General features: G+C 38.2%; 17 protein-coding genes. 5 read left to right on the plus strand and 12 right to left on the minus strand.

Annotated features, from left to right (window positions below; translation table 11 throughout):
• Window positions 1–157: 157 nt before the first annotated feature.
• From E7480_06685 to E7480_06725, 9 genes are all read right to left on the minus strand, one after another.
• A complete protein-coding gene (locus E7480_06685) occupies window positions 158–1321 on the minus strand; it encodes an ATP-grasp domain-containing protein (GenBank protein ID MBE6904278.1) in 1164 nt (387 codons plus the stop codon).
• A 130-nt stretch (window positions 1322–1451) separates the two neighbouring features.
• Window positions 1452–3209, minus strand: coding sequence for a phosphoenolpyruvate carboxykinase (GTP) (locus E7480_06690; GenBank protein ID MBE6904279.1), 1758 nt, complete (start codon window positions 3207–3209; stop codon window positions 1452–1454).
• A 109-nt stretch (window positions 3210–3318) separates the two neighbouring features.
• Window positions 3319–4188 carry a 16S rRNA (adenine(1518)-N(6)/adenine(1519)-N(6))-dimethyltransferase RsmA gene (gene rsmA / locus E7480_06695; GenBank protein ID MBE6904280.1) on the minus strand — a complete coding sequence of 290 codons (870 nt, stop codon included), beginning with the start codon at window positions 4186–4188 and terminating at the stop codon, window positions 3319–3321.
• Between the two features lie 4 nt (window positions 4189–4192).
• Window positions 4193–4687, minus strand: coding sequence for a YqeG family HAD IIIA-type phosphatase (locus E7480_06700; protein MBE6904281.1), 495 nt, complete (start codon window positions 4685–4687; stop codon window positions 4193–4195).
• Between the two features lie 30 nt (window positions 4688–4717).
• A complete protein-coding gene (locus tag E7480_06705) occupies window positions 4718–5995 on the minus strand; it encodes a PDZ domain-containing protein (protein ID MBE6904282.1) in 1278 nt (425 codons plus the stop codon).
• A gap of 14 nt (window positions 5996–6009) precedes the next feature.
• On the minus strand, window positions 6010–7185 hold the full coding sequence (locus E7480_06710) for a hypothetical protein (GenBank protein ID MBE6904283.1): 1176 nt from the start codon (window positions 7183–7185) through the stop codon (window positions 6010–6012).
• Between the two features lie 41 nt (window positions 7186–7226).
• Window positions 7227–8117, minus strand: coding sequence for an ABC transporter permease (locus E7480_06715; GenBank protein MBE6904284.1), 891 nt, complete (start codon window positions 8115–8117; stop codon window positions 7227–7229).
• Window positions 8114–8794 (minus strand): cell division ATP-binding protein FtsE, encoded by a 681-nt coding sequence (gene ftsE, locus E7480_06720; protein MBE6904285.1) that lies wholly within the window; start codon window positions 8792–8794, stop codon window positions 8114–8116. The genes E7480_06715 and ftsE overlap by 4 nt, the downstream gene beginning before the upstream one ends.
• Before the next feature lie 178 nt (window positions 8795–8972).
• A complete protein-coding gene (locus E7480_06725) occupies window positions 8973–10058 on the minus strand; it encodes a PucR family transcriptional regulator (GenBank protein ID MBE6904286.1) in 1086 nt (361 codons plus the stop codon).
• Window positions 10059–10324: 266 nt separating this feature from the next.
• Here E7480_06725 and E7480_06730 point away from each other — a divergent pair, with 266 nt between their 5' ends.
• The 5 genes from E7480_06730 to cysK all read left to right on the plus strand — a co-directional run bounded on the left by E7480_06730 (window position 10325) and on the right by cysK (window position 15524).
• Complete coding sequence (locus tag E7480_06730; GenBank protein MBE6904287.1) at window positions 10325–11446, plus strand: aminoglycoside phosphotransferase family protein; 1122 nt, start codon at window positions 10325–10327, stop codon at window positions 11444–11446.
• A gap of 1 nt (window position 11447) precedes the next feature.
• The gene (locus E7480_06735; GenBank protein MBE6904288.1) at window positions 11448–12485 is read left to right on the plus strand and encodes an SIS domain-containing protein; all 1038 of its coding nucleotides are present in this window, start codon (window positions 11448–11450) and stop codon (window positions 12483–12485) included.
• Between the two features lie 17 nt (window positions 12486–12502).
• Complete coding sequence (locus tag E7480_06740) at window positions 12503–13870, plus strand: ROK family protein (protein MBE6904289.1); 1368 nt, start codon at window positions 12503–12505, stop codon at window positions 13868–13870.
• 13 nt (window positions 13871–13883) lie between these two features.
• Window positions 13884–14480 carry a hypothetical protein gene (locus E7480_06745; protein MBE6904290.1) on the plus strand — a complete coding sequence of 199 codons (597 nt, stop codon included), beginning with the start codon at window positions 13884–13886 and terminating at the stop codon, window positions 14478–14480.
• A gap of 114 nt (window positions 14481–14594) precedes the next feature.
• Window positions 14595–15524 (plus strand): cysteine synthase A, encoded by a 930-nt coding sequence (gene cysK / locus E7480_06750; GenBank protein MBE6904291.1) that lies wholly within the window; start codon window positions 14595–14597, stop codon window positions 15522–15524.
• A 319-nt stretch (window positions 15525–15843) separates the two neighbouring features.
• Here cysK and E7480_06755 read toward each other — a convergent pair whose 3' ends face one another.
• The 3 genes from E7480_06755 to E7480_06765 form a co-directional block, all read right to left on the minus strand.
• Window positions 15844–16743 (minus strand): cation transporter, encoded by a 900-nt coding sequence (locus E7480_06755; GenBank protein MBE6904292.1) that lies wholly within the window; start codon window positions 16741–16743, stop codon window positions 15844–15846.
• On the minus strand, window positions 16740–17039 hold the full coding sequence (locus E7480_06760; protein MBE6904293.1) for a helix-turn-helix transcriptional regulator: 300 nt from the start codon (window positions 17037–17039) through the stop codon (window positions 16740–16742). Before E7480_06760 ends, E7480_06755 begins: the two co-directional genes overlap by 4 nt.
• A 153-nt stretch (window positions 17040–17192) precedes the next feature.
• Window positions 17193–18086, minus strand: coding sequence for an AraC family transcriptional regulator (locus E7480_06765; protein ID MBE6904294.1), 894 nt, complete (start codon window positions 18084–18086; stop codon window positions 17193–17195).
• Window positions 18087–18140 lie beyond the last annotated feature (54 nt).

Here is an 18140-nt window from a genome sequence, read left to right on the forward strand (position 1 = left end):
CCTTAAAACAAAAATATAGAAAAAGAGAAAAACTCCTTTCCTATATCATTTTTAAGAATTAGCTTTAATTATTTATGTTTTTCTTTTTCTGCGGTCTGTGCCTTTTTCGACAGTCTGAGAGCTGTAAAAAACGAAAGTTTTTTACAGCTCTTAGCTTTTATCTTTTTCTTTTTTTCTTTTCTGAGGAAACCTTTGTTACAGCCTGTAATGAATAGCCAAAGAAGGGGAGAGGGTCTTTTGGACTCCATATCTGGTCGGTGGTGTTTTTCCAGCTAAACCAAGAGGGCTTTGACTTAAATCTGTTGGGAGACTCCAAAAACCATAAAATATCGGTATGCAAATAGCGAAGGAATTTGCCGTATTCGTATGTGGGATATGCTGTTACTTCTCTGCCTGTTTCGTATTCAACTATCTGACGGGCAAAGTCAACACCTGCCGCAAAGCAGACCTTAACGCTTGCGGTAATTCTCGGATTTATTTCCATTACCTTTGCGGTATTGTCACGAGGGTCCTGAATTAAATCAACATCGCCGTAGCCTTGCCATCCGATTGCTTTGAGAAGCTTTACACTGCTTTCCACAATATCGGGACGCTCAACTGATGCACTGCAACAGGTAGAGCCTCCGTCAATGGGATACCATCTTGTTTTATCAAAAACTACCGCACTTTTTGCCTCGCCGTTTTTATCAATGAAAACCTCACATTTATATTGAATATCTGTCTGAGGTATGTATTCCTGCACAAGCATATCGCCGTGAGCTTCTGCAGCAGAGTCAAACACCTTGCGAAGCTGCTCTTCGTTGTTTATACAGTGGAAGCCTATTGAGCCGTAGCCTATGCGTGGCTTTATTATAAAAGGATACTTAATATCGGAGTTGAGAATATCATCAATAGATTTTACATCTCTTAAGGTATAAGGACAGGGGATATTATTGTCCATACAGGCAATCATAGTGTTTTGCTTATCTGCCGCTTTTATAAATACATTCCAGTCATTGACGGCAGGAGAAGCGTATTTGGAGATTTCCTCTTTGTTTTTTGACAAAAGGGTAGCAGAAAAATCTGTCATAGGAATAACTATATCATATTTTTCAGCCTTTAATACATCAAGTAAGGCATTGTAGGAAGCCTGCTCGTTTTTTCTGTCCCAGACACCGATAATTTTTTTGTCGGGATATTTTGAAAGGTAACCTAAATCTGTCTTTTTGCTGTTATAGGTTGTAATATGACATTCCAAATCGTGCAAAGCCTGCATCATAGGCATAACCTGACGTGCAAAGCCCTCAAGAAGCAAAACCTTTATTCCTTTTAAATCGTTCATACGCCACCTCTCCTTATTTTAAAAATGAGAAATTGCTGTTTTTATTATATCTTAGGGAATATTTATTGTCAAGAAATTTGATTTTAATAAAAAAGCACTCGAAAAAAATCGAGTGCTTTGAATTTGAATATTAGCCTAAGCGTTTTTCAAGGTTAGAGAGTTGGTTTTTAAGCTCTTCGGGAAGAGTATCTCCGATTTTTGCATAGAACTCTTTAATTCCGTCAAGCTCAGCCTTCCAAAGAGAAGCATCAACAGTAAGCAAATCTTCAAGGGTTTCTTTTGTGATATCCTTAAGACCTTCGATGTTGATATCGTCAACAAAGGGAACGTAGCCGATAGGAGTTTCCTTAGCGTCAGCCTTGCCTTCGCAACGGTCAAGAATCCACATAAGAACTCTCATATTGTCGCCAAATCCGGGCCAGATGAAGTTACCTTCGTCGTCTGTTCTGAACCAGTTAACATTGAAAATCTTGGGAGGATTGGGGATTTTCTTACCCATTTCAAGCCAATGAGCAAAGTAATCGCCCATATTGTAGCCGCAGAAGGGAAGCATAGCCATAGGATCACGTCTTACAACACCTACAGCACCTGTAGCAGCAGCGGTTGTTTCGGAAGCCATAATAGAGCCTACGAAGGTACCGTTATTCCAATCAAATGACTGGTAAACAAGGGGAGCTGTCTTAGCACGTCTGCCGCCGAAGATGATAGCGGAAATCGGCACGCCCTGAGGATTTTCAAACTGGTCTGAAATGCAGGGACAGTTAATAGCAGGAGCTGTAAAACGGGAGTTGGGATGAGCGCCGTTGGAGCCGTCTGCGCAATCCCACTTTTCGCCCTTCCAGTTGATAGCATTCTTGGGAGGATTCTTGTCAAGCTTCTCCCACCAGATTGTATTGTCATCAAGATTATGAACAACGTTTGTAAAGATAGTATCTTTTCTTGTGGAAGCAAGAGCGTTGGGGTTTGATTTTTCGTTGGTTCCGGGAGCAACGCCGAAGAAACCGTATTCGGGGTTAACAGCCCAAAGTCTGCCGTCCTGACCGATTCTTAACCAAGCGATATCGTCACCAACTGTCCATACTTTATAGCCTTGTTCTTTATAAAGAGCAGGGGGAATAAGCATAGCAAGGTTTGTCTTTCCACAAGCAGAGGGGAATGCAGCAGCAACATACTTAACCTCGCCCTGAGGATTCTCAATACCGAGGATAAGCATATGCTCAGCCATCCAGCCTTCTTTTCTTCCAAGGTAGGAAGCTATACGCAAGGCAAAGCATTTTTTACCTAAAAGAACGTTTCCGCCGTAACCTGAGTTAACGGACATAATTGTATTGTCCTCGGGGAAGTGAACGATATATCTCTTCTCCTCGTCAATATCAGCCTTAGCGTGAAGACCCTTGATGAAATCTCCGTCACCTAAAGCGTCAAGAACGTTCTGACCAACTCTTGTCATAATGTGCATATTCAAAACAACGTAGATAGAGTCGGTAAGCTCAATACCTATTTTAGAGAAAGGAGAGCCTACAGGTCCCATTGAATAAGGGATAACATACATTGTTCTGCCCTTCATAGAGCCTTCATAAAGCTTATAAAGCATATCGTAAGCATCCTTGGGAGCCATCCAGTTGTTTGTAGGGCCTGCATCTTCTCTCTTTTCGGTGCAGATAAATGTACGGCCTTCAACACGTGCAACGTCGTTTACTGCTGTTCTGTGAAGATAGCAGCCGGGAAGCTTTTCTTCGTTAAGCTTTATCATTTCGCCTGTTGAGCAAGCTTCTTCACGCAAAGCATTAAGCTGTGCTTCGCCCTCAGTTATCCAAACGATTTTATCGGGCTTGGTGATAGCAGCCATTTCGTCAATCCAGGACAGTACTTTTTTATTGGTTGTCATTTCCTTCTCTCCTATAATTAAAAATATTTGTTAATAAAAGTAAATTTCCGACAAATATATTATACATCAAAACATATAATAAGTCAATAATAATTTGTTAATTTTATAACTATTTTTTGAATAATAAATCGCTCAAACTTGCAAAATTTTCGATACTTATGGATTCTCCGCGAATATTTTCGGGTAAATTGCAAGTTTTAAGACTTTTAATGACATTTTCTTTTGAAAGCTCAGGCAAGGTGGCACAGACAGAGTTTACAAAGGTTTTTCTTCTCAGGGCAAAGGCTGCTTTTATAAGCTTGAAAAAGTTCTCGGGGCTTTGCGGATTTACGGGAGGCTTTTCTCTTAAATTAAGCTTTACTACCGAAGAATATACCGAGGGCTCGGGAATAAAGCTTTGAGGCGGAACGTCAAAAAGAAGCTTCGGCTCTGTCCTGTACGCAACGGCTAAAGAGATAGCTCCGTAATCTGAGCTTTTTTCGTCGGCGCAAAGTCTTTTGGCAACCTCTCGTTGCACCATAACAGTCATAGCTTTAATGGGAGCGTCGCTTTCAAGAATATGCATTATAACGGGTGTAGTAATATAATAAGGAAGATTTGCCGCAATATACACGTTTGTATTTGGAAAATATTCCTCAATAAGCTTATTAATATCTGTTTTCAAAACATCTGCATTTATTACGGTAACATTTTCACAGTCTGCAAGGGTTTCCTTTAAAACGGGGATAAGAGCAGTATCAATTTCAAGGCTTACAACCTTTTTGCATACCTTTGAAAGCTCCTTTGTAAGAGTGCCCATTCCCGCACCGATTTCAATTATTCCGCAGTCCTTGTCTGAGGTGCAAAGCCTTGCAATCTCTTTAGGAACGTTTTCATCGGTAAGAAAATTTTGTCCCAAGGATTTTGAAAAGTGAAAGCCGTGCTTTTTTAAAATATATTTAATATCGTTTATATCCGTTAAATTATAAATTTCAAACAGTCCTTTATTTTTTAATTTTTCTGATAATCTTTACAAAGGGTCTTTCGATAATTCTTTTGACTCTTACGGTAAAACCGCCCTTTTTAGTCAATGGGGGAATATATACACTCAAAAAGCCCATTCTGTTTGCGCCCACTATATCCGACAAAAGCTGGTCGCCTATGGCACAGATATTTTTTGCAGGCAGATTAAGCTTTTTAAGCGCAAGCCTGTAGCCCCTTAAAAAAGGCTTCCTTGAGGAATAAACAAAGTCAACGTCAAGCCTTTTGCAAAGAGGCTCGGCACGTTTTTTTGTATTATTGGACATTACAACAACGGAAAATCCGTTGCTTTTGAGCATTTCCAAAAGCTTTTGAGAAGCCTTTGGAATTTCGGATTTTCCGTGCATTACAAGAGTATCGTCAAGGTCTATTATTAAGCCTTGAATATTATTTTCTTTAAGAAAGCTGCAATTTATCTCTTCGAGAGAGCTTAATATAATATCGGGATAAAAAGACATAGTGTAGGCTTAACACCTCGCAATTTAATTTTAAGAGTCAGCCTCTGAGCTTACGATTTCTTCTTTCTCTGCTTCTTCGGGTCCAAGCTGTAGCAGAGCTTTGAAATATTCAATGGTTGAAGTTATCTGGTCGTCCTCTGAATACTCAAGAGAGGGAAGAAGAGCTTGCTTTTCGGGAGCTAATTCAAAGGTTTTTTCAGGCACTACGGCGTGGCTTATTTCGTTGTTTTTTGAATCGAGAAATCTTTTTGAGGTAAAGTATATTCCCGTTTCATCACCTAAGTTGACAGCTTCCTGAAAAGCAACCTTACCGTAGGTTTCAACACCTACAACGGGACAGTCATTACTTTGAAGCACAGCCGCAAAAATCTCTGCAACACCTCTTGTGTTATGGTCGGCAAGAACAATAATTGCAGTATTGAAAAATTCGCTGTCAGATACAGCTGTCTGAGGCTGTGAGGAAGTACTTGAAATATTTTCTGAATAAACGGCAGTATAAAGAGTAGTATCGGGCAAAAGTAAGTCAAGCACCTTTGTTGCCTGCTCAAGATTTCCGCCCGGATTTCCGCGCAAATCAATAATAAGTCCCGAAATTGCAGTTTCAAAACCGTTGATTGCTTCTTTAAATTCGTCGGCTGTTTTTTCGGTAAAGTAAGGAATATTTATAAGTCCCAGACCGTCATTTTCGAAAAAGTGTGAAAAAACCGAAGGCGGCTTAGTATAGGAAAGCTTTACGCTGATGTCAAGGGCTTCGCCGTTGTGGGAAAGCTGCAAATCTGCCATACTGTCCTCTTTTCCCATAAGGCTGTTTAAGGCTATAAAATAATTGTATTTGGTAACCTTGATGCCGCCAACATTGGTTATAATATCACCTTTTACAATTCCCGCCTTATCTGCAGGGGAGTCCTTAACCACGTAATCAACGTGAATACCGTTAATGCTTCCGTCAAAGGAGGATACAATGCCAAGCATACTTACATATCCGTTTTGAACAGCAGAGTAGGCTCTGTATGAGGCTTTGTCAAGATAAATGGCGTATCTGTCATTGAGAGAGTCCATATATCCTTTTAAAATGCCGTCAACAAACTCTGTGTTTGAGGGAAGATTATAAAGATATCTCTTAGTTAGCAATTCGTCCGCCTTTATAAGCTTTGCAACAAGAGCTTCCTTTTGGGAAACTGTTTTGGCGCTTGATGTAAGCTTTTGATTAAGGGTAAAAAAGGTCGCCAAAGCAGTAATCAAAACAGCGCATATAAGAATAAATAAAAAGGTTGTAAGACCTATTTTCTTTTCTGAATATTTTTTCATATAAATATCCTTTCTTAAGGACTGACATAATTTAAGGGATTTACACGGGTGCCGTTGACAACTACCTCAAAGTGAAGGTGAGGTCCTGTAGTCCAGGCGCCTGTATTTCCGGATAAAGCAATAAGCTGTCCTTTTTTAACCTTGTCGCCAACCTTTACTTTAAAGGAAGAAAGATGTAAATATTTTGTAGCGATGTTACCGCCGTGGTCAATCATAAGGGTATTTCCGCCGTAATAATCATAGAAGGCTGAAACAACAGTACCGTCATTTGCGGCAACTACTCTTCTTCCACTGGCACCGCCTGTTGAAATATCAACGCCGTAGTGCATACCGCTTTTACCTGTATAATTTTTTCTCGGACCGAAGGGAGATGTTATTCTCGTATAGCCCGGAATAGGCCAAGTCATAGCGCCGCCGCTGTAATCAGAGTCGGGGTTGATAAGACGGTTAAGCTCTTTTTGAAGTCTTTCAGACTCCTCTTGCTCTGAGTCTAACATCCTTTGTAAAGCAGCAGCATCATTCTTAAGCTCGGAAACGATTTTGCTCTGTTCCTTTTGCTGCTGTGAAATTTCTTTTTTTGCTTCGGTAAGACGGTCCTTAGAAGCCTGTGTATCTGCCTTTGTTTCTTCGATTGCTTCTATGTCTGCTTTCAGCTGCTGTGATTTTGCAGTAAAGTCGTCAACTATTTTTTGATTGTATTCATTTATCTGGTTTAAAATGTCCATTCTGGTAAAGAAGTCAGAAAGACTTTTTGAACCGAATAAAACATCAAGAAATGAAGTGCTTCCCGCCTCATAGTCATTCCTTACACGCTCTTTAAATTCCTCTTGCTTTTGGTCAATATATTTTTGGTTTTCTTTAATCTGAGCTTCGAGGGTATCTATCTTAGAGTCAAGAGCGGTTAATTTGGAATTAAGCTCGTTTATTTCATTGTTTGTGTTGCTTATAACTTGATTTATTGAGCTAAGTTTTTTGTCAGCGGCTTTTTTATCTGCCACAACACTGTTATATTCAGCCTTGTTTTTCTCCTGCTGCTTTTTCAACTCGTCAAGCTGCTTGTTTATCGCATCAATTTCCGCCTGGTTGTCCGCTGCAAAAACAGTTTCTACAGGTGGAGAAGGGATAAAGGCAAAGGACATAGCTATCAATAATAAAAATATAATTATCTTCTTTGTTATGTTCTTTTTCATAAATGTTATTTTAGCCTTTCCGACCTACATAGTAAGTCAAATTAAACTTTGAGATATTTTCTCATAGGTAAAATACTTCCTATAGTACCTATAATCATACCGCCCAAAATAAAGGTGGGAACTATAATATTCCATACAGAGCCGAACAGCATTGGCTGGAACAGCGCAAGGTCATTTAAAAGAGGTACTATAATATGGCTGTAAACATACCATTGTATAGCCAAGGAGAGTATACCTGAAATTGCGCCTAAAACCATACCTTCAAACAAGAAGGGACGTCTTATAAAGCTGTCGGTTGCGCCGACATATTTCATTATGTTGATTTCTAATTTTCTTGTAAACATAGCGATACGCACTGTGTTAGAAATAATAAATACAGACATAAACAGTAAAATTCCTATTATCCAGAAGGCAAGAACAGTTAAAACGTGTCTGAGATTTACAATTTTCTGTACGGTATCTTTTTTCTCACGAACCTTTGCAACGTTATTTAAAGCTTTTAATTCTTCGGCATTTTCATCGTATAGTTTAAGGTCCTTGATTTTTACGTGGAAGGAATGGCGCAAGGGGTTTTCGTCAAGAGCGTCCAAGGCTTCTGCCTGGTCTGTATACTCCTGCTTATATTCCTCCAAAGCCTGTTCTTTTGAAACAAAGGTAACAAATTCAACATTTTCAATTAAATAAATTTCTGATTGAAGCTCTGAAATTTCGTCATCTGTTGCATTTTCATCAATAAAGAGAACTATCTCGTTCTGATTTTCCAAGGTGGTAATGAAAATATTGATATTGAACATAAGTAAAATTGATGTTCCTGTTATAACTATGCAGGCAATAAGTACAATTATTGATGCAAGGGACATAAGGCTGTTTACCTTTAAGTTGTGCAATGCATCCTTAAATGCATAAAAAAATCCGTTGGAGCTTATTCTCACAGCGCATAACCTCCTTCTCTGTCGCTTACAACCTTGCCGTCAGAAATGGTGATAACACGCTTGTTATAGGTATCAACAAGGCTTTTTTCGTGAGTTACCACAACTACGGTTATTCCTGCAGTCTGAGAAATTCCAAGCAAAAGTCCCATAATGTCCTTAGACATTTCAGGGTCAACGTTTCCTGTAGGCTCGTCTGCAATAATAATTTTAGGACTGTTTATCAAAGCTCTTGCCAATGCAGTTCTTTGCTTTTCACCGCCCGAAAGGTGAACGGGCATGCTCTTTGCCTTGTCGGAAAGGTCAACAAGGTCAAGCATTGTGGGAACACGCCTTTTTATTTCTTTTACGGGCTTACCTAAAACACGCATGGCAAAGGCGATATTTTCATATACGTTTTTTGAAGGGATAAGACGGAAATCCTGAAAAACGACGCCTAATTTACGTCTGAATTCGGGAAGCTCTTTTCTTGTAAGAGAAGCAATATCCGTACCGTTAATTATAATTTTACCGCTTGTAACGGTTTCTTCACGAAGCAGTAGCTTTATAAGGGTACTTTTTCCTGCGCCCGAAGCACCTACAATAAAGACAAACTCGCCGTCATCTATCTTCAAATTTACGTTTTCAAGAGCATGAGTTCCGTCGTCATAAACCTTAGTTACATCTTTTAACTCTATCATTTTCATTAGGGTACAAAAAGCTTTTTATGTACCGTTTCCTTTCTCTGTAATATTTTGGAATATAAGTAAAAATTTGCTGTAAAAAATTTCGTGCCTTTCCGGTATCATACCGGAAAGGCACAATACCTTATTCCATATATGTAACTATTCTAACATATTTAAAGAAGAATTGCACTTATCAATATTTGGTGGGATTGGAAACAAGATAACGTTTTACCATAAGTGCTACCTTAAATATAATAGCGTGGTCAAACTGTCTTAAATCAAGACCTGTAATTCTTCTTATTTTTTCAAGTCTGTAAACAAGAGTGTTTCTGTGAACGAAAAGCTTTCTTGATGTTTCGGAAACGTTCAGGTTGTTTTCAAAGAACTTCTGAATTGTATAGAGAGTTTCGTGGTCAAGAGATTCAATAAGACCTTTTTTGAAAACTTCATTTAAGAACATTTCGCAAAGAGTTGTGGGAAGCTGATAAATAAGACGGCCTATTCCCAGATTGTCATAGCTTACGATGCTTTTCTCAGTATCAAATACCTTGCCTACCTCAAGAGCAACCTGAGCCTCCTTGAAGGAACGGGCAACATCCTTAAGGCTGTCAACAACAGTGCCTATACCTACGCAGGATTTTGTATAGAATTCTCCGTTGAGAGTATCAACGATGGAGCGTCCGAGCTTTTCAAGGTCCTTAGAATCTATGGAAGGACGTACCTCTTTAACAAGCACAATATCTGTTTCGCTTATGTTGATGATATAATCCTTGTTCTTCTCGGGGAAGAGGCTTTGGATAATATCGAAGGAAGAGATATCTGTCTTATCAAGCATTCTGATAAGCAAAACAACTCTGCATACATCAACAGGGAAATGAAGCTCACGTGCTTTTAAGTAAATATCTCCGGGCAATATGTTGTCAAGAATGATATTTTTAACAAAGTTAGCTTTATCGTATTTTTCGTCGCTGTATTCCTTTACGCTGCCCAAGGAAATTGCAAGCACAGAAGCAATTTTAGAAGCAAATTCATCTGTACCCTCAACAAAAACAGCGTAATCGGGCTTTGCGGCAAGACCTATTACCTTGTAAGTATAGCCTGCTATTACGGGAACCTCTGTTGAATAGGATAATTCGGTAATAACATTTTCTCTTTGCTCACCTATAAGGGTAAGCTCAGAACAAGCGATAATAACACCTGTATCATCAAGAACACCTATTTTTCTTTCGATTGTATCCTTCATCTGATGGATTATAGACTGAAATAAACGGTTTGACATTTTATTTCCTCCCAAAAAGTATATAAATATATATAATAAACAAAATTCTTTCAAACTATATTCTACACAAAATTTTACGACTTTGCAAGTTTTTTTTTGAAAAATTATTGATTTATTAAAAATATTTACATTTTATGATAAAAAAGTAATATCAAAAACAAAGCAAAAGACCAAAAATGAAAATAAGCTGACCGAATGTGCAAATACATTAAGAGTCACTAACTGTAAAATAAAGTTAAAAATACAATGAAAAGAGGGAAAGAGGTATGGATAATAATCTTTTCTTTAAAATTTTAGAAATAACAGAAAATTTCAACGTGGAGGGTGAGCTGATTTTTGCGGAGGCTTACGGCTGCGGACACATTAACGACACATATGCGGCATATTTTTCCTGCGGAGATAAAAAAGTAAGATATACGGTACAGAGAATAAATCATCTTGTTTTTAAAAATCCCATAGATGTTATTGAAAATATTGCCAAGGTTACAAACCACTTGAGAGAAAAAATAATTAAAAACGGCGGAGACCCCAAAAGAGAAACCCTTTCTTTGATAAGCACAAAGTCGGGAAATGATTACTATGCCGATAAAACGGGAGATTTCTGGAGAATTTATGAGTTTGTAGATGATGCGTGTACATATCAGACTGCAACGCCTGAAATTTTCGAGGAGTCGGCAAAGGGCTTCGGACGTTTTCAAAGCTTGCTTTCTGATTTTGATGCAAGTCTTTTGGTGGAAAGTATTCCCGATTTTCACAACACCGTAAAAAGATTTGAAGCCTTTGAAAAGGCTATAGAGAGAAATGCGGCAGGACGTGCTGACAGCGTAAAAGAGGAAATTGAGTTTTTTAAAGACAGAAAGAATGATATGGCTGTTCTTGTAAATTTGCTTGAGAAAAACGAACTGCCTTTGCGAGTTACTCACAACGATACAAAGCTGAATAACGTTTTGATAGATAACAAAACAAAAAAAGCAATCTGCGTAATTGACCTTGATACAGTTATGCCCGGACTTTCACTGTATGATTTTGGGGACAGTATCCGTTTCGGCGCTTCCTCTGCTGAGGAGGACGAAAGAAATCTCGATTTGGTATATCTTGATTTGGACAAATTCGAGGCATATACAAGAGGCTATCTTTCCCAGGCGGGAGAGGCTATGACACAAAAAGAAATAGAAAATCTTGCCCTATCTTCTAAGATTTTAACCCTTGAATGCGGTATGCGCTTTCTTACAGATTATCTTGACGGCGACGTATATTTCAAAACGCACCGTGAGGGTCATAATCTTGACCGTTGCCGTACCCATATCAAGCTTGTTAAGGATATGGAAGAGAAAATGGAGCAGATGAATAAAATCGTAGAAAAATATACAAATAAAAGGAGTAAATAAAATGACTAAAATGTTAGAAGAAATTTTACAGCAACCTGAGGTTCTTGCAAAAATTGAAGAAAAAAACAAAGCTACTCTTATGGCTCTTGCCAAAGAAATAAACGATAAAAAAATTAAGACAGCAGTGTTTTCCGGAAGAGGAACCTCAGACCACGCAAGCATATACGGACAGTACCTTTTCGGAGTTAAAGCAGGTCTTGTTTCATCTCTTTCAATGCCTTCCTGTATAACTGCATACGACTGTGAATTTGATTTTGAAAATATGCTTGTTTTCGGTGTTTCACAATCGGGAAAGGCGGCAGATGCCCTTGCAGTGCTTGAACAGGCAAACAAGAAAAATGCAGTTACCGTTGCAGTTACAAATGATGAAAATTCACCTATGGCAAAGATGGCAAAATATCATCTTTTCTGTAATGCGGGAGAGGAAATTTCCGTTGCCGCTACAAAGACCTTTACTGCTCAGATGTATCTTTTGGCTCTTTTATATGCCTATATGAAAAATGACAGCGGATTTTTAGAGGAGTTAAGAGAGCTTCCAAAGGCTGTATCAAAGCTTCTTGACAATGCTGACAGTATTAAAAATCAGGTTTCCCGTTACCGTTATATGAAGGAGGGCTTTGTTTTAGCAAGAGGAATATGCTATCCTGTTGCATTGGAAGCCGCTTTGAAAATTCAGGAAACCTGTTATATCAAAATGAAGGGCTATGCTATTTCTGATTTTTATCACGGCCCTATGGCACAGCTTGACCCCGATGTTCCTGCAATTATTTTTGCTGTTAAGGGACACACCTTTGACGATGCACAGGCTATGATTAAAAAGGTTAAGGAAATAGGAATATCTCCTCTTGTTGTAACCGACAGCGAGGAGCTTGCAAAGGAAAACGATTTTTCAATAATACTTCCCTCAACCAAATCCGAGTTTACAAAGCCGTTTTTACTTGCAACTACAGCACAGCTTTTTGCACAGTATTTATGCGTATCAAAGGGAATGAATCCCGATTCTCCCAGGTTGTTGAAAAAGGTTACCATAACAAAATAGAAAAGGACGAATCTTAAATGGAATATATGGGAATAAAGGCAAATATCAAAAATAAACCCGTATTTGATGAGGATTTTTATCCTCTTAAAAAGTTTTTTGATGAATATCTTAAAGGCGCAAAAAAGCCTGTAGTTATTGCTCTTTACAGAAACCAAGGGTATGTGAGCGTATATAACACCTTTATTTACGGCACTGCAGATAAAGAGGAGCTTGACAGCTATTATATACAGCGTCTTGTAAAGCTTCTTTTGTACACAAAGGGCGGATATAAGGTTGTAATCTGCGGAGATAACAGAGTTACATCCTATGTAAAGCGTATTTTTTCAAAAACAGGAAAAAGAGCCTTTGACAATGAGCTTATGGAAAGAGTATACGATAATTATTTTGAAATTGTATATATTCCCGCAAACAGCGCTCCCTCAGAAAATGAAAGCTCTTCAGCCGTAAATATTGATAAAAACGGAAACCGTATAGGAATGGAAATAAATCAGGAATTTATTTCAGCAGTTGCCCTTTGCAACGGCGGGCTTGTTTTTTCAAGTAAGGAAAAATGGGAGCCTCAGGCTAATTCAAAGCCAGAATATCACTGCAAATTTATAGCGGATATGATACAAAAGGCAGCTTCAAAGCTTGAAAAGGTTGATTGCATAGGTGTAAGCAGTGCAGGTATTCATATAGATAATAAAACAATGATTTCATCTCTTTATTCTCTTGTATCAGACAGGGATTTCGAGAAAAAAATCAAGAATATTTATATAGATATTGCATCTGATTTGGAAACAAGGCTAAGAGTTGAAAATGACGGTGACGTTACTGCTCTTGCAGGGGCACAAATTATAGACAGCGGCAATGTTTTGGGCATTATTTTGGGTGCTTCCGAGGGCAGCGGCTATGTGGATAAAAATCGCAATATAACAGGCTGGCTCAACGAGCTTGCTTTTGCTCCCGTTGCTTGCTCTGACAGCGCTGTTTTTGACAGCTGGTCGGGAGATTACGGCTGCGGAGGTCAGTATCTTTCAGACAGTGCCGTTGCAAGACTTGCTTATAAAGCAGGCTTTTCATTTGAAAAGTCTTTGAACGATACTCAAAAACGTGAACAGCTTCAAAAAGCTCTGCAGGAAAACGACCAAAAAGCAATTAAGGTTTTCTCCGATATAGGCATATATTTAGGTCATATAATTCCTCTTTATGCTCAGATTTATGAAATCTCTCATATTATGCTTTTGGGCGAAATTATGGCATCAAAAAGCGGAGAAATTATAATTGAGTCAGCAAAAAAGGTTCTTTGTGAGGAATATCCCGAATGCTGTAATATAGTCTTGCATTTACCTGAAGAAACAGTTATAAAGGAAGGCTTAAGCTTTGCGGCGGCAAGTCTTAACTAAAGGACGTGAAAATATGAAAACAGCAACAATTCCATACTGCGAAAGCTTGGATTTTAAAAGCTATGTAAAGCTTCCGATAAACATCTTTTTGTGGCAAAGAAACGATTATATGCCTAAAAGCTACGTGTATATATGCTACAATAAAAAAGCGCTTGCCTTTCGTCTTGAAAGCTTTGAAAAGCCCGAAGCGCAGGACACTCTTGACGGCGGAGATATATGGTGCGACAGCTGTATGGAGGTCTTTTTCAAGCCTTATAAGGAAGATAACAGATACTTTAATTTTGAATGTAACTGTAAGGGCAATATGTTTATAGGAATTTCAGCAGGAGATAGAAAAATAACGAGCATAGTTGAAAAAATCAAGCCCGAAATAAATATCAAAACAGAGGTTTTACAGGACCGTTGGACAGCGGAATTTACTGTAAGCTTTGAGCTTATAAACTCTGTTTTAGGAGTAGAAGCTTCAAAAACACCTACCGAAATAAAGGCGAATTTTTATAAATGCGGAGAAAAGACACAGTTCCCCCATTACGCTATGTGGAACAAAATTGAAAGTCCTACCCCCGATTTTCATTTGCCGGAATTTTTCGGCACTTTAAAAATAGTATAAAATCAAAAACAGCGAGTATAATAATTGTTGTATTATACTCGCTGTTTTTTGCGGAGTGGCTATTGACAAGGGCAACTTTATAAAATAAAATAAAAGAGAAAGGACGAGTTTACAATGAATATATATAAATCAGTATCAGAGCTTATCGGAAGAACACCGCTTATGGAGCTGTGCGCCTATGAAAAAAAGCATAGCTTAAAGGCTAAAATTTATGCTAAACTGGAAATGTTTAACCCTGCGGGAAGCGTCAAGGACAGAGTGGCAAAGGCTATGCTTGACGATGCGGAGCAAAGAGGAATTATAAATAAAGATACAGTTATTATAGAGCCTACCAGCGGAAACACAGGGATAGGCCTTGCAAGTCTTGCAAGCGCAAGAGGATATAAAATAATTTTGACTATGCCTGAAACTATGAGTGTTGAGCGCAGAAATCTTCTCAAGGCTTACGGGGCAGAGATTGTTCTCACCGAGGGTGAAAAAGGAATGGCAGGGGCTATACAAAAGGCAGAGGAACTGAAAGAAAAATACGATAACAGCTTTATCCCCGGTCAGTTTGAAAACCCCTCAAATCCCGAAGCGCATAAAAGGACAACAGGTAGGGAAATATGGGAGGATACCGACGGAAAGGTGGATATCTTTGTGGCTTGCGTAGGCACAGGGGGAACCTTAAGCGGTACAGGAGAATTTTTAAAATCTCAAAATCCCAATATAAAAATAGTGGCAGTTGAGCCGTCAGCCTCTGCTGTTTTGTCGGGTAAAAAGGCAGGTCCTCATAAAATTCAGGGAATAGGGGCAGGCTTTATCCCTAAAACTCTCAATACATCAATTTATGATGAAATTATAACAGTTGACGACGAGGATGCTCTTGCAAGCGGAAATGAAATAGCAAAAAGCGAGGGTATTCTGGTGGGAATTTCTTCGGGTGCAGCTGTTTTTGCGGCAAAAGAGCTTGCAAAGAGAGAGGAAAATAAAGACAAAAATATCGTTGTTTTGTTCCCTGATACAGGGGAAAGATATCTTTCAACTCCTATGTTTGATATGTAACTTTGTGTCATTAAGGACACAAAGCAGCGATATAAATCCTTTGCGGGATTTGCGATATACGCTGACGCGTGCGATATATCTCCAATGCGATATGCCCTTACGGGCGCGAATAGGATTTATATCATATCGCAATCGACCTGAAAAGGCGATTATATCGCATTTGAGCGTAAGCGAAAATATATCGCGGTTGCGAAAGCAAGCATATCGCCAATAAAACAAAACAGAAAACCAAAATTCTCTGTCATTTTTCTGTGGGTAAGAATGTATTATCTTTATTTTTTAAAACTGCTCAGACTTCATTTTCAGTCTGAGCAGTTTTTTAATGGTGATGATGTCCGTGATGAGAATGGCTTTTTTCTATATGACAGTGAGAAGAGTCGCATTTCACATATTCAAGCTCAAGGGTTGAATGGACAATGCTATGCTGTTCAAGTAAGCAACGGATATTTTTCTTAATCTGTTCATATTCGTCGGCTGTTGTTTCTTTATCAATTACTGCGTGCAGGGTCATATAATTATTGTTTCCGTCAAGTGTCCAAAGGTGTATATGATGAATATCGGCAACACCTTTAATTTTTAATAAATTGCTTTTAATTTCCGATATATCAATATTTTCGGGCGCTTTTTCCAGCAAAACATTGAAAACCGTTTTTAAGCTTTTAAAAGCATTTATCAAAATGAAAACAGTTATACAAAGAGATAAAACAGGGTCAATAAAGTACCATTTTGTAAATTTTATAACAACACTGCCCACTAAAACGGCAAGCCAGCCTAAAACATCTTCAAGCATATGAAGGCTGAGCGTTTTTTCGTTTATAGAGTGGCTGTGAGAGGTTTTAAGTGCGGCAAAGCCATTTATTATAACGCCTAAAACAGCTAAAACAAGCATTCCGTCATAGCTTACGGGACAAGGGCTTATAATACGGTTTATGCTGTTGTATACAACAAATACAGCTCCCACTATTAAAATAACAGAGTTTAGAAGAGCACCGACCAAAGAATAACGCAAATATCCGTAGGTGTATTTTTCGTCAGGCTTTTTTTCTGATTTCTTTTCGAGAAACAAAGAGGTGCCGATAGAAAGACTGTCCCCGAAATCGTGAACGGAATCGGAAATAATTGAAATACTGTTTGTTAAAATTCCGCCTATTAATTCAATAAGAGAAAAAGAAAAGTTCAAAAGAAAAGCAAACAGCATATTTTTGGTGGATTTTTTCATAGATTTTCTCCCTTTTCAAGCAAATGCTCAAAACCGACGGAAAGAATAGTTTTTACGTGGTCATCTGCAAGAAAATATATTATTGTTTTTCCTTGTCTGCGGCAACCTACAAGATTTGCCCTTTTAAGCTTTTTGAGCTGATGAGAAATAGCCGATTGCTCCATGCTGAGAAGCTCGGAAATGGCACATACGCAAAGCTCATTTTCCAATAAAGAAAAGAGAATTTTAACCCTCGTTGTATCGGCAAAGGACTTGAATAAATCAGATAAATCGCACAAAAGCGCATCTGTCGGCATCTCTTTTCTAACCTTTTCAAGAATAATATCGTGATTATGCAAAACAAAAACTCCTTTATATGAACAAGTATTCAAATGAATATCTATTCATATTATACACGAAAAATAAAAAAAGTCAACAAAAAAAACATCTGTTTTTGGAACAGATGTTTTTCAATATTCATATATCCATATTTTTTCTTCACGCTGGAATTTGTCAGCCATAAAGCTTGCGTATTTAGAGGGCGGAATATCAAGAATTTTCTTGAAAACCCTTGAAAAATAATCACTGCTGCAATATCCAAAGGTTGCGGCACACTCTGAAACGGATTTTCCTTCAAGAAGCATTTGTGCGGCACGGTGAATACGCAGCTCGTGGAGATATGCGCCTATGGGAAAGCCTGTGTATTTTCGGAATTTCTCATTCAGATTGCTGTAAGAAAGTGCAAAAATATCAGAGAGTGAGCGCAGATTGATATCGTTTTCTAAATTTTCATTAAGATAGGAGGTTATTTTATTTATCAATTCAAAATCATCTATGGATTTCTGCGGCATATCGGGAAAAAGAATTTCAGTATGAATTGAAATAAGTAAGCTGTTAATTTTTAAATTGGATACAGCATCATTCGGATTGGGATTTGAGCTTATTAAATCGAATAGTTTTTTACAAAGCTTGATACAGGTGGAGGAAGAGGGAATTATATTTTCATTTATGTTAAATAAATTATCAATAAGCGTTTTGGTATTTTTTTCGGATAATCCAAACAGCTCTTTATGTGTTACGTCTAAGCGCCAAAAATAACATTCTGACGGTGTCTGATAGGGATAGAAGCTTTCATATTCAATATTTGGGGGAATTATAAGTATTTCTCCGGCGTGGACTTCTTTATAATTTTCGTCAACGAGATAGTATTCCACACCCTTTGTAACTGCGCTGAAGGTAAAGCTTTTGACGTATTTTCTGCGAAAAAGCCGTTTATCTGTACGCAATTGGTTTTTATGACCTATACTATACAGCCCGCTATCCTTAAATTCGGAAAGATTATAAATAGAGAATAGCTTGTTCATATGGCTACCACCTCATTTATAGAAAAGTAAAATAGTACAAAATACTATTTTTAT

This window comes from Oscillospiraceae bacterium (assembly GCA_015067255.1).
Classification (GTDB): domain Bacteria; phylum Bacillota; class Clostridia; order Oscillospirales; family SIG519; genus SIG519.

Excerpts from the sequence above, each read along its gene's own strand:
- E7480_06685 (MBE6904278.1), bottom strand. The coding sequence starts at position 1,321 with ATGAACGATTTAAAAGGAATAAAGGTTTTGCTTCTTGAGGGCTTTGCA.
- E7480_06690 (MBE6904279.1), bottom strand. The coding sequence starts at position 3,209 with ATGACAACCAATAAAAAAGTACTGTCCTGGATTGACGAAATGGCTGCT.
- E7480_06700 (MBE6904281.1), bottom strand. The coding sequence starts at position 4,687 with ATGTCTTTTTATCCCGATATTATATTAAGCTCTCTCGAAGAGATAAAT.
- E7480_06705 (MBE6904282.1), bottom strand. The coding sequence starts at position 5,995 with ATGAAAAAATATTCAGAAAAGAAAATAGGTCTTACAACCTTTTTATTT.
- E7480_06710 (MBE6904283.1), bottom strand. The coding sequence starts at position 7,185 with ATGAAAAAGAACATAACAAAGAAGATAATTATATTTTTATTATTGATA.
- ftsE (MBE6904285.1), bottom strand. The coding sequence starts at position 8,794 with ATGATAGAGTTAAAAGATGTAACTAAGGTTTATGACGACGGAACTCAT.
- E7480_06725 (MBE6904286.1), bottom strand. The coding sequence starts at position 10,058 with ATGTCAAACCGTTTATTTCAGTCTATAATCCATCAGATGAAGGATACA.
- E7480_06730 (MBE6904287.1), top strand. The coding sequence starts at position 10,325 with ATGGATAATAATCTTTTCTTTAAAATTTTAGAAATAACAGAAAATTTC.
- E7480_06735 (MBE6904288.1), top strand. The coding sequence starts at position 11,448 with ATGACTAAAATGTTAGAAGAAATTTTACAGCAACCTGAGGTTCTTGCA.
- E7480_06740 (MBE6904289.1), top strand. The coding sequence starts at position 12,503 with ATGGAATATATGGGAATAAAGGCAAATATCAAAAATAAACCCGTATTT.
- E7480_06745 (MBE6904290.1), top strand. The coding sequence starts at position 13,884 with ATGAAAACAGCAACAATTCCATACTGCGAAAGCTTGGATTTTAAAAGC.
- cysK (MBE6904291.1), top strand. The coding sequence starts at position 14,595 with ATGAATATATATAAATCAGTATCAGAGCTTATCGGAAGAACACCGCTT.
- E7480_06755 (MBE6904292.1), bottom strand. The coding sequence starts at position 16,743 with ATGAAAAAATCCACCAAAAATATGCTGTTTGCTTTTCTTTTGAACTTT.
- E7480_06760 (MBE6904293.1), bottom strand. The coding sequence starts at position 17,039 with ATGCCGACAGATGCGCTTTTGTGCGATTTATCTGATTTATTCAAGTCC.
- E7480_06765 (MBE6904294.1), bottom strand. The coding sequence starts at position 18,086 with ATGAACAAGCTATTCTCTATTTATAATCTTTCCGAATTTAAGGATAGC.